Genomic DNA, 12,080 nt, shown 5'->3' with positions numbered 1-12,080 from the left:
GGACAGGCATGATATAGAAGTGCTTGTCCCAAAAAGGTATTTAAATTGATTTATGAAGGAGATAAACCAATGAAAAAATGGGTGAAGAGGGTAATACCGGCGATATTAACAGCAACTATGATTTTGACTTCGATACCGGGAAGTATGCAAGTGGAGGCAGAGGAGCAGGAAAGTCAGGCATCTGCCAATGAGGCTGTCCAGTTAATTACAAATTATGAGATGACGCTGACCGAAGATGGAAAATTAGAGGATAAGGCAGGCGGGCATAATGCAAATATGGTATCCATGGGACAAGGGGATATCAATGAGGGAAATCTTATTTTTACCGGAAATAAGAGTCAGTATATAGAATTCCCGGAAGGTACATTTGGTGACGACGAAAGTTTTACAATCGATTTGAAATTTAATACCAGCCAGAAGGCATATGCCTGGGTATATAATCTGGGTGCCAGAGATACTGCGGATTATGTATTTTTGAATCCTATGCGCAGTGAAGGAAATACCGTGTTTGCCCTCAAACAGAAACCGGCAGGGGAAAAGTTTGTTATGAAAAATAATGTGGTTACACCCGGTGCAGATACTTGGGCGACAATGGTATTTCATGACAATAGCACAGCGGATCTCTATATAAATGGAACACTGTCAGGCAGTATCAGTCATGGATATTCTGTACAGACTATTATAAACAATGCAAAAAAAGATAATTGCATTGGATATTTGGGAAAATCCCTGTTTGATCCGGATCCCGGATTTGTAGGCAGCATCGCCTATTTCCGCGTATATGATAATGCTCTGGATGCTGATCAGGTATGGAGAAACTATGCGGAGCAGCAGGGACTCTCTGACGAAGAAAAAGCGGAGATGGATATCTCTGAATTATCACTGGAAGAAGGAGAAGCAAAAGGGGATCTGGATCTTCCGGCAACCGGCAAGAATGGAGCAGCTATTAATTGGACAAGTTCACATCCCCAGATCATATCGGAAACAGGAATTGTAACAAAACCAGCGGAAGATACTGAGGTAACATTAACAGCATCCGTAATTTATGGAAGCATAGAAAAAACGAGAGATTTTCATTTCATGGTGATCTCAAATGCCGCTATAGTCGCAGAAGCAATCGAACAATTAACCATAGACAATGCAGATCCGATTGTAGAAAATATTACGCTTGCAACAGAGTTAAATGGGGCATCCATTACCTGGGAAAGTTCGGATACAAATGTAATAACGGATAAAGCTGTTGAAAATGAAGAATATGCTGAAACTCCGGCAGGCGTGGTCACCAGAGGTGAGAAGGACAAACAGGTAAAGCTTACAGCTACGATTACTTTGGGAGACATCAGTGATACGAAAGAGTTTGACCTGACCGTAAAGAAAAAAGCGGCTCAAAAAGAATATGCAGCATATCTTTATGTCCATTTTAATGAGCTTGTGGTAGGGACCAGCCTACAGCAAATTTATTTTGGTGTAAGTAAGGATGGGCTGCAATGGACGGCGTTAAATGATAACGCTCCGATTCTTGAGTCTGCCGTGGGAGATTTGGGCGTAAGAGATCCTTACATCGTCCGTTCACCGGAAGGAGATAAATTTTATCTGATTGGAACAGATCTTGATATCCACCATCCTAAATATGGCGGTAATTGGGGTTTGATGGCAAGTATAGGCAGCAATGCATTGGTAATATGGGAGTCAACTGACTTAGTCAACTGGACAGAGAGCAGGACGGCAGATGTGGCTTCTGGCATAGGGGCCGGATGTGCATGGGCACCGGCTGCAATTTATGATGAAACAACCGGTGAATATCTGGTATTTTGGTCCAGCCCGCTGACTGGCCTGACTGGAGACAGCGGACACGGGTATATTTTTGTATCCAAGACCAGAGATTTTGTAACCTTTACAGAAGCGGAACTCTATTCAGATCCTGGTATTAATACTATTGATGCAGATATATATAAGGAGGGAGACAGTTACTACCGGCTATTGAAGGAATCTGCCAAAGGGTATGTATATTTGCAATCCTCACCAAAGTTACTGGATTATACAGAGCCGCCTGTTTATAATATCGGAGGCAGAGATTTTACAGCAAGAGGCATGGAATTCCAGCACATTGAAAATACTGCGCCGGGATGTCTGGAGACTTTCCGGGGTACCTACGAAGGTCCTACTATGTTTAAGTTCTCTGACCGTAATGAGTGGTGTATCCTGGTAGACGAATATGGATTTCCGACAGCAAGAGGATATGTTCCGTTCTTTACAAATAACCTGGATGAACCAAATAGTGTGAAAGTTGCAGCGGATAACACTTATACCTTAACGGATGGTGCAAAACATGGTTCTGTGATACCTATTACACAGGAAGAATATGATAACCTTGTGGCAAAATGGGGAGTCAATAATGAAAAATATGCTGAAGAAAAAACCGAGGCTATTTTAAACTATGATTTTGAAGAAAAGGTCGAAGAAGGTATAGTAAAAGACAAAGCGCAAAATAATGACGGACAGCTTTTTGGCAAGGCTGCATATAGGTATGATGCAGAAAAGGGCAGCAATGTGTTGTATCTGGATGGTTCAGAAGGAACTTATGCACAGCTTCCAACGGGGCTTTTTGATGGCCTGGATAATTTGACAATATCAATGGATATTAAGGCCGAGTCTACCCAGGAGTACCATTTTGACTTCGCTATTGGGAAGGATATTAATAAATATATGTTCCTGAAAGTAAGACCCAATGAAATTCGAAATGCCATTACGGCCAGAGGAAATTTTTTGGAAAAAGAAGTTAAGCTAAAAGGAAATGAATTTCTGAATAAGTGGATGCGTGTATCTGTAGTAATGGAAAATCACAAAATGTATCTCTATGTAGATGGAGAAAAGGCAGGAGAAACAAGTGGAGTGGGTGTCCGTAATATCAGTGAACTGGGCGAGAACCTGAATGCATACCTGGGTAAATCATTTTATCCGGATCCATATTTTAAAGGTTCCTATGACAATGTGAAAATCTACAATAGAGCATTAAGCGCAGAGGAGATAAAAAATGAACAGGCAGAAGAGCCGGAAGTAACAGAATATACGGCATCTTACCTGGCAGGCGAAGGCGGAGCTATCAGTGGGCTGTCAGTGCAGAAAGTGAAAGAAGGAACTGCAACGAAGGAAGTAACAGCCGTGGCAAAGGAAGGTTACAGTTTCTATAGATGGAGCGATGGAGTGACAACGGCGAAGAGAAGTGATGTGCTGAAAAAAGACCTGACAGTTATTGCTGAATTTGTAAAGGACGCAGAGCCGGAAATAAAAGAATATACAGCTGTCTATCTTCCGGGCGAAGGCGGAACCATTACTGGACTGTCAGTACAGAAAGTGAAAGAAGGAAACGCAACAAAAGAAGTAACAGCCGAGGCAAAAGAAGGCTATATATTCCACAGATGGAGCGATGGAGTGCTAACGGCGAAGAGAAGTGATGTGCTGAAAAAAGATCTGACAGTTACTGCGGAATTTGTAAAGAACGCAGAGCCGGAAATAAAAGAATATACAGTGTCTTATCTGGCAGGTGAAGGTGGAACCATTAGTGGTATGTCAGTGCAGAAAGTGAAAGAAGGAAGCGCAACGAAAGAAGTAACAGCCGTGGCAAAAGCAGGCTATAGTTTCCGCAGATGGAGCGATGGAGTGACAACGGCAAAGAGAAGTGATGTAATGAAAAAGGATCTGACAGTTACTGCAGAATTTGTAATGAACGAAGAGCCGGAAGCAAAAGAATATACAGCGTCTTATCTGGCAGGCATAGGAGGATCCATCAGTGGTATATCAGTGCAGAAAGTGAAAGAAGGAAGCGCAACGAAAGAAATAACAGCCGTGGCAAAAGCAGGCTATAGTTTCCGCAGATGGAGCGATGGAGTGACAACAGCGAAGAGAAGTGATGTGCTGAAGAATAATCTCACAGTGACAGCAGAATTTACAAAGAATCCTGTAAAGCCAGATCCGAAAACACCTGTTAAAGTAAAATTGAATAAGTCATTGATTACGCTGGGTGTTGGGGAAAAATTTTCATTTAAGGCAGTGGTTTCTCCGTTAACGGCATCACAGAAAGTGACATGGAAGTCAGATAAAAAATCTGTAGTATCCGTATCGGCTTCCGGTAAAATCACAGCCAAAAAAACAGGAAAATCTACGATAACTGCTGTGACGAAGAATGGAAAGAAAGCAACCTGCAAAGTAACAGTACGAAAAGCGCCTAAAAAAATCACCCTGAAAGTATCAAAAAAGACTTTGAAAAAGGGCAGAACATATCAATTAAAAGTGAATTTCCCATCAAAGACAGCCAGCTATAAAATGCGTTACAGTTCAAGCAAGAAGAATGTGGCATCTGTGTCCTCTACTGGGAAAATAACAGCAAAAAAGAAAGGAAAAACAACAATTACGGCAAAAACTTTTAATGGTAAGAAAGCAGAGATTGATATAACAGTAATATAATACTTCGCCATTCCTTTACTTGAGATAAAAAAATAATATACGATACGATAAAATGTGAGTTATAGCGCAGGTTATATGCGCTATAACTCATAGAATTTATTATAACAAAAGGAAGTAAGTTATGACCACAATTTCACAGAAACCGGAAGAATGCAAATCGGTTTTATGATAACGGCTTTAGAGTTGTTATGACAATAAACCTATGAACTGGCAAGAACAAAAATCACATATAATATATAATGAAATTAAAATAGAAATCACGTTTCACAAAATATAAAAATACTGCTTGAATTTTAAAATGGTTTATTGTATAATAAAGAAAAGCAATACATAGATACATTTCATTGAATCAACTCTTATTTCTAAAGTTCTTAAAATTCTATTTTTCGTTTGGTACATATTCCGTACCGTTTCCCTTTAGAATCGTTACATTCATTTTTGTGTCTTTGTATTCGGAATGAAAAGGAGGAATCTATGACACATGAAAGAGATATTGCAGCTAAGATATTTTTTGGAAAGCCGGAACATTTTGCGGACTTATATAATGGGGCTTGTTTTGAGGGAAATCAAATCATACATCTCGAAGATTTATCCCCATTGGACTCCGCACAGGAATGCATACCGGGTAATCAGGAAGTTGGGAAAAGGGTAGTTCGAAGAAACCGGGATATAATTAAAATGGCAGCTTCGGGCGCAAATTTTATGATCCTGGCCTGCGAGAACCAGGAACATATTCATTATGCAATGGTAATTCGAAATATGTTGTATGATGCTTTGAATTATGTAGATCAGGTGCAGCAATTAAAAAAGAAATATAGAGAAACAGGAGATTATGGCAGTACAGATGAATTTTTATCAGGCATGAAGAAACAGGATAAACTGCTGCCGGTTTTTACATTGATTGTATACTTTGGTGAAAAACCTTGGGATGGCTGCATGGATTTACATAGTATGTTGGATATACCTAAGGAAATGGAGAATTTACGCCAATACCTGCCAAATTATAGGATACACGTTCTGGATGTAAAAAAAATAGAACATCTGGAATATTTTCAAACTGATTTAAGAGAAGTATTTGGTATTATTAAGTATGCAGATGATAAAAACCGGATGAAAACCCATGTGAAGATAAATAAGGTCAGATATAGCAGGTTAAGTAGAGAAACGATAGAAATCATTTTCATCTTATTGGGCGAAAATGAAAAGTTAACAGAGATTATAGAACAGGCACAGGTAGAAGATAAGGAGGAATATGACATGTGTAAAGCATTTGAAGATATGAGAAGTGAAGGTAGATTAGAAGGAAGGATAGAAGGAGAAGAATTATTAGCTAAGTTAACATTATATTTAATGAATGATGATCGTACTATCGATTTAAAAAGAGCAGTAACGGATAAAGGCTCCAGAGAAAGTTTATATAAAGAATATTGTCTTGTATAGGTGGACGTTTACTGGAGTAAATTGGTTTTCTAAGAAACTTTGATACTTTTTCATAAGGGTTATAAAGATAACATATTGGCCGTAGATGATGTTTTGTCTACGGTCTTTTATTTGTTATGCAATATAACGGACATAAGCAGATGGCGTACTTTTTCGTGCTGATCCATCTGCTTTTTTTGAAAGAAAGGAAAAGGTACCTGCTAAATGCTATGTTAGCCGATAAAGTTTCGTTCCGGTTTTAAAAAGAATATCGAAACATCACGAGAATTTAAACGAAAGCCTAATGAACGATAATAGTAGGTTTTTAAGAGAAACATCAGAATATAAAAATAAAACGAAAGATAAAAAGGTTTCGTTTTGGTAAAAATGCATAATAAAATATAAAAATAGAGATAAAATATAGTAAATATTACTTGACAAATAAAACCGAAAGGTATATTATAAGGTCAAACAAAAACAAACGTAATACAACGAAATTAAATGTAAGGATTTGAAAGTACTGGAATGGGAGATGAGTTTATGTTTATTGAAGAACGAAAGGAAAAAATAATTAAAGCGGTAGAAGCGAATTTATCGGTAACAGTGAATGAATTGTGTGATTTATTCGGGGTTTCGGAGGTTACTATCCGAAAGGATTTAAATGAATTAGGGAATGCAGGATTAATTATCCGTACCCACGGGGGTGCTGTAAAAGTAAAAGAAACAGCATTTGAACAAAGCCAGGCAACGAAAGAAAAAGAAAGAATAGTTGAAAAAAGAGAAATAGCGAAAAGAGCTTATGACGAAATCAAGGAGCACGAGACAATTATACTGGATGCCGGCACCACAGTTCAGGAACTGGCAAAGCTAATCAGGACCGGAGAGAAGAATCATCTTACTGTAATCACCAATGCGTTTAACATAGCCAGTGAACTTATGGAGTGTGAAAAGGTGGAATTGATTTTTGCAGGAGGATTTGTCAGATCCCAGATTCTTTCCTGTGTAGGCATGTTTACAGAAGATATGTTAGGAAATGTGGTTGTGGACCGGGTGTTCCTGGGTTCGAATAATATCAGCGCCGAGCATGGGTTAACTACACCCAATATGCAAGAGTGCCGGGTAAAACAATGTATGCTTAAGTCAGCGAGAAAAAAATATGTGCTGGCGGACAGCAGTAAATTCAGAACAAATTCTTTATACTGCATCTGCAAGTTTAAAGATTTGAATCTTATCATCACGGATGATGGGATAGGCAAATCCTATATGGCTAAAATCACAGAAAAAGGAGGGAATGTGGAAGCTGTTAAGATTGAAAGTTAAATAGTTAGATAGGAACAATAATGAAATACAAAGCAGAAGAAATAATGAAATACAATGGGGCATCAGATGAAACTATGATGTAAAAGTACAGAAAGATGGAGGAGAAGGATATGAGTTTAAGAAAAATAGGTGTAATTGGGTTGGCATTAGTTATGATGACGGGGGTATTGTCCGGATGTTCAGGCGGAACGCAGACACAGGATACCAAAGCAGGTACTGAGGCTGCAAAGACAGAGGCGGCAAAAGCAGCAGGAACGGATAAGGCGGAAACAGATAAGACAGAAGCCGCTAAAACAGAAGCAGCAGATGCCGTGGGAGAAACAAAGGCGGAAGAAATCATAACTGAGGCAGCGGCACAGGCTGGGAAGGATAAGGAGAACAAGGATATCACGTTAGGTATCTCTATATTTACCAGAACCCATGTGTTTTATAACAGGGTAGAAGAAGCCATGGAGAAGAAGTGCGAGGAACTTGGAGTAAAGGCCATTTTCATGGATGCAGATACGGATAGTGAAAAGCAATTGTCACAGGTGCAGGATTTTATTACACAGAAGGTGGATGCCATTATTATCTGTCCGGTATCTACTGCGGGAAGCAATAGCTGTCTGGAACTGGCAAACAAAGCGGGCATTCCATTGTTAACGGCATTTACAAAATCGGATGGAGATTCTATCTGCCATTTTGGTACGGATGAGAATGTGGGAGGTGAACTGGCAGGCAAATACATCGAAAAGGCTTTGCCGGAGGGCGGAAAAGCTGCAATCATTACTTATGATGACGTTGAAAATTGTGTTTTGCGTGCAGAAGGATGTAAGAAATATCTGGAAGCAAACTGCGAAAATATAGAGGTTGTTGATGAGCAGAATTATCAGGGAGATGCAGAAAAAGCGTCTGCCATTACGCAGGATTTCCTGTTAAAGTATCCGGACCTGGATTTGATATTTGCAGTAGGGGATCCCGCAGCTATGAGCGCTTATACTATTATTAATGGTGCGGGAAAAGAGATTAAGGTAATCGGTTACGACGGTAATCCGGAAGCAGTCAATGAAATTGCAAAAGGCGGTATTTGGATTGCTGATGTGGCTCAGGACCCGGAAGGGATAGGACAGGCTATGATTGATAGTGCAGTCAAAGTAATTCATGGAGAAGAAATTCCCAAAGAGAAATATATTGAGCCATATATTATCGATAGCAAAAATGTCAGTGAGTTTCAAAAATAGAAGAATTAACAGTGAAAGACAGGCAGTGAAAGACCCGATTTGCAGATCGGGTCTTTATAAAATAAGGTTATGGAAAATACAAAGAGGTACACGGGATGGAAAAACAGCCGATGATTCAAATGAAACATATTGTAAAGGAATTTCCGGGTGTAAAGGCCCTGACAGATGTAAATCTGGAGTTCTATGCAGGAGAGGTACACGCTTTGTTGGGTGAAAACGGAGCCGGGAAATCTACGCTGATTAAAATTATCAGCGGTGTATATAAAAAAGACAGTGGCGAAATGATCTATGAGGGGAAAACGTGTAATTTTGATAATGCGAAGCAGGCATTAGACAGTGGAATCAGCGTAATACACCAGGAATTAAGTGTGATACCGGATCTGACGGTTGCCGAGAATATTTACCTGGGCAGAGAGCCGAAGCAGAAAAATGGATTTCTGGATAAAACCCGGATGAAAAAAGAGTCGCAGGATATTTTATCGATGCTGGGGCTGAAGATCAAACCGAATGATCTGGTAAAAAAATTAAGTGCTGCTGAGAAACAAATGGTTGAAATAGCAAGAGCGATATCCCAAAATGCCAGGGTGGTCATTATGGATGAACCTACTTCTTCTATTTCAGAGCAGGAGGTAGAAGCCCTTTTTCGCATTATTAAAAAGTTAAAAGAAGAGAAGGTGGCAATAATTTACATTTCCCACAGATTAAAGGAATTGTTTACAATTGCTGATAAAGTATCCATTTTGCGGGATGGGTGTTATATCAAGACCGTCCCTATGCAGGATATAGACGAAAAGGGGTTAGTCTCGCTGATGGTTGGCAGAGAGATCAAAACGTACATAGACAGAAGCGGTAAAACGATTGAGAAACCTGTATTGGAATTAATCAAAGTATCCAGGAATAAGGCATTTCAAAACGTAAGTATTGAGGTGGGACAAGGGGAAATCGTAGGGATTGCAGGATTAATTGGAGCCGGCAGAACGGAAGTACTAAGAGGGATTTTCGGGGCAGAGCCTTTTGAAGACGGTATAATGAAGCTGTACCAGAAAGAGGTGCGGATCGAACAGCCGATGCAGGCAATCGAAAGGGGAATTGGTTTAGTTCCGGAAGACAGGCGCATGCAAGGGGTGATGTTAAAGAAATCCGTAAAGGACAATATCACCTTGCCCAGTGTAAAAAAGAAAACGAAGATGGGATTTGTAGATGTCAATTGGGAAAATAAAAGCAGCGAGGAATATATTCAGAAGCTGAAGATAAAAACGCCCGGCAGTAATACCGTTTCTAAGAATTTAAGCGGCGGCAACCAGCAGAAGATCGTCATTGCCAAGTGGCTTTTGGCTGGATCTAAGATTTTATTACTGGATGAGCCTACCAGGGGAATTGATGTCGGGGCAAAATTTGAGATTTATACGTTGATGAATCAGTTTACAAAAGACGGTGGAAGCATCTTAGTGGTTTCTTCCGAATTGCCGGAGCTGCTGGGAATCTGTGACCGCATCTATGTAATGTGTGAAGGCAGGATTACCGGATGCCTGGACAACCATGAATTAACAGAAGAAGTTATCATGCATTTAGCCAGTACAGCAGTATCCTGACAATGATGATATCAATAATACTTAAATTAATGAGGTAGAACAATGGGAAAGAATAAAATAAACATGGGAAAAATAGCAAAACAATATGCGCTGATTGGATTTCTCCTGATTTTGTGTCTCATCATTTTCATAGTGGAGCCACGATTTGCTTCTAAAGAAAACTTAATTAATGTGCTGATTCAGATTTCAATTAATGCATTTATAGCAACCGGGATGACGTTTGTTCTGTTAACGGGAGGGATTGATTTATCGGTTGGACCGGTATGTGCCTTAAATGGTATTCTGGGTGCTCTTCTTTGCAAACAGCTGCCTGCAATGAATATAGGGATGACTTTACTCGTTGGTATCCTACTTTCCGCTGCGGTAGCCATTGTAATTGGAGGAATATCCGCAGTCATTATCTGCAAGTTCAATGTGGCACCTTTTATTGCCACGTTAGCAATGATGAATGCAGCAAGAGGCGTATGTTACCTCTTAACCAACAGCAAGCCCGTATATGAGCTGCCGGAAAGTTTTTTATGGATTGGGCAGGGATATGTCGGTCCCGTTCCATTCATTGTAATCCTGACGGTAATAGTCCTGGTGGTATCCCACATTATACTCAGCAAGACCGCATATGGCAGGCATATTTATGCAGTTGGAAGCAATGAAGAGGTAGCAAAATTAAGCGGAATCGGTGTTAATAAAATCAAAACATCCGTTTATATGATCTGTGCAGGTTTATCCGCTTTTGCAGGAATCTGCCTCTCGGCTAAAATAGGAACTGGACAGCCGGCAGCAGCTGAAGGATATGAACAATTTGCCATTGCAGCAGCTGTTATGGGAGGAACCAGTCTGGTTGGAGGTACTGGAGGAATCCCGAACACGATTATCGGAATTATTGCCATAGGGATTATCAATAATGGATTAAGCTTAATGCAGGTGAATTCCTACTGGCAGAAGGTGGCAATGGGAGTCATTATTGCATTCGCAGTAATTATGGACCGATTAAAAATAAAGGCAGAATAAAGAAGGAAAGTTACAGCCTGTATGAAGAGGAGATGTCATATGAATACAATAAAGAACCGGCCGGAAGATATGGTAGAGGAGATGATAGAGGGGTACATCCGTTCCAATTGTGACCTGCTGGAAAAAGTGGAGGGTGTAAAAGCGATTCGTATTAAAAATACAGCCCCCAGGGTCATGGTCATTGCAGGTGGAGGTGCAGGCTGCGAGCCAATGTATATAGGATATGCAGGGGAAAGGATGGCAGATGCCATTGTCAGCGGGAATATTTATGCAGCACCTTCTGCAACTGCATTGCTGAAGACCATACGTCAGATGTATCATGAGGATGGGGTACTTATGATTACGGGAAACTATATAGGTGATGTTCTCAATTATGAACTCGCTGTAGAATTATGCGGTTATGAGGGAATTAAGGCCAGGGCAGTATTTGTAAAAGATGATATCTTACATGCTCCCAAAGAAAACCAGGAGAACAGAAGGGGAATTGCCGGTATTATGTGTGTGATTAAAGCTGCGGCAGGAGCAGCAGCCTGCGGCCTGACTTTAGAGGAAGTGGAGCAGGCAGCCATCAGAGCCAGGGATCAGATTGGAAGTGTCTCTGTTACTTTCTGGCCGGGATACCGCCCTGAAACCGGAATGCCCATGTATGAAATGCCAGCTGGAACCGTTGAAATTGGTATGGGATTTAATGGGGAACCGGGTATTCTGAAAATGCAGATGCCCACAGCAGACCAGCTTGCAGAAAAGATTCTGGATTACCTGATTGCAGATATGAATCTTACCGGGGGAGATGAAGTACTTCTGTTGGTAAATGGCAAAGGAGCAACTTCTAATATGGAACTCTCCATAATCAGTAACAGCCTTCATCAGTATTTAAGCCATAAAGAAATAACGGTTTTTAAAACAGAAGTGGGAAATTTCTTTACAGCACCCGGAATGGGAGGAATCAGTGTGACGCTCATGAAACTGGATCCTCATTTAAAAAAGTATTATAACCTGGATTCTTATACGCCTATGTATACTTATCGGGCAAAGGTATAGAAGGGGGAGGAGATAA

General features: G+C 40.3%; 7 protein-coding genes. All 7 read left to right on the top strand.

Annotation, left to right across the window (positions count from 1 at the left end; genetic code table 11):
- Positions 1 to 69: 69 nt before the first annotated feature.
- The 7 genes from RHS_RS30230 (at position 70) to RHS_RS05385 (ending at position 12,064) form a co-directional block, all read left to right on the top strand.
- A complete protein-coding gene (locus tag RHS_RS30230) occupies positions 70 to 4,464 on the top strand; it encodes a LamG-like jellyroll fold domain-containing protein (protein ID WP_395021432.1) in 4,395 nt (1,464 codons plus the stop codon).
- A 474-nt stretch (positions 4,465 to 4,938) separates the two neighbouring features.
- A complete protein-coding gene (locus tag RHS_RS05410; RefSeq protein WP_047832547.1) occupies positions 4,939 to 5,904 on the top strand; it encodes an Rpn family recombination-promoting nuclease/putative transposase in 966 nt (321 codons plus the stop codon).
- A 519-nt stretch (positions 5,905 to 6,423) separates the two neighbouring features.
- Positions 6,424 to 7,203, top strand: a complete 780-nt coding sequence (locus RHS_RS05405; RefSeq protein WP_027292571.1) for a DeoR/GlpR family DNA-binding transcription regulator — start codon at positions 6,424 to 6,426, stop codon at positions 7,201 to 7,203.
- Positions 7,204 to 7,313: 110 nt separating this feature from the next.
- Positions 7,314 to 8,423, top strand: a complete 1,110-nt coding sequence (locus RHS_RS05400; protein ID WP_395021429.1) for a substrate-binding domain-containing protein — start codon at positions 7,314 to 7,316, stop codon at positions 8,421 to 8,423.
- 95 nt (positions 8,424 to 8,518) lie between these two features.
- Positions 8,519 to 10,015: a sugar ABC transporter ATP-binding protein gene (locus RHS_RS05395; protein WP_197041621.1), complete on the top strand. Its 1,497-nt coding sequence runs from the start codon at positions 8,519 to 8,521 to the stop codon at positions 10,013 to 10,015.
- 42 nt (positions 10,016 to 10,057) lie between these two features.
- Positions 10,058 to 11,023: an ABC transporter permease gene (locus RHS_RS05390; RefSeq protein ID WP_027292574.1), complete on the top strand. Its 966-nt coding sequence runs from the start codon at positions 10,058 to 10,060 to the stop codon at positions 11,021 to 11,023.
- A 39-nt stretch (positions 11,024 to 11,062) separates the two neighbouring features.
- Positions 11,063 to 12,064 carry a dihydroxyacetone kinase subunit DhaK gene (locus RHS_RS05385; protein ID WP_047832546.1) on the top strand — a complete coding sequence of 334 codons (1,002 nt, stop codon included), beginning with the start codon at positions 11,063 to 11,065 and terminating at the stop codon, positions 12,062 to 12,064.
- Positions 12,065 to 12,080 lie beyond the last annotated feature (16 nt).

Source organism: Robinsoniella sp. RHS (assembly GCF_001029355.1).
GTDB lineage: Bacteria > Bacillota > Clostridia > Lachnospirales > Lachnospiraceae > Robinsoniella > Robinsoniella peoriensis.
This window is presented reverse-complemented; position numbering and strand designations above follow the sequence as displayed.

Excerpts from the sequence above, each read along its gene's own strand:
- RHS_RS05410 (WP_047832547.1), top strand. The coding sequence starts at position 4,939 with ATGACACATGAAAGAGATATTGCAGCTAAGATATTTTTTGGAAAGCCG.
- RHS_RS05395 (WP_197041621.1), top strand. The coding sequence starts at position 8,519 with ATGGAAAAACAGCCGATGATTCAAATGAAACATATTGTAAAGGAATTT.
- RHS_RS05385 (WP_047832546.1), top strand. The coding sequence starts at position 11,063 with ATGAATACAATAAAGAACCGGCCGGAAGATATGGTAGAGGAGATGATA.
- RHS_RS05390 (WP_027292574.1), top strand. The coding sequence starts at position 10,058 with ATGGGAAAGAATAAAATAAACATGGGAAAAATAGCAAAACAATATGCG.
- RHS_RS05405 (WP_027292571.1), top strand. The coding sequence starts at position 6,424 with ATGTTTATTGAAGAACGAAAGGAAAAAATAATTAAAGCGGTAGAAGCG.
- RHS_RS05400 (WP_395021429.1), top strand. The coding sequence starts at position 7,314 with ATGAGTTTAAGAAAAATAGGTGTAATTGGGTTGGCATTAGTTATGATG.
- RHS_RS30230 (WP_395021432.1), top strand. The coding sequence starts at position 70 with ATGAAAAAATGGGTGAAGAGGGTAATACCGGCGATATTAACAGCAACT.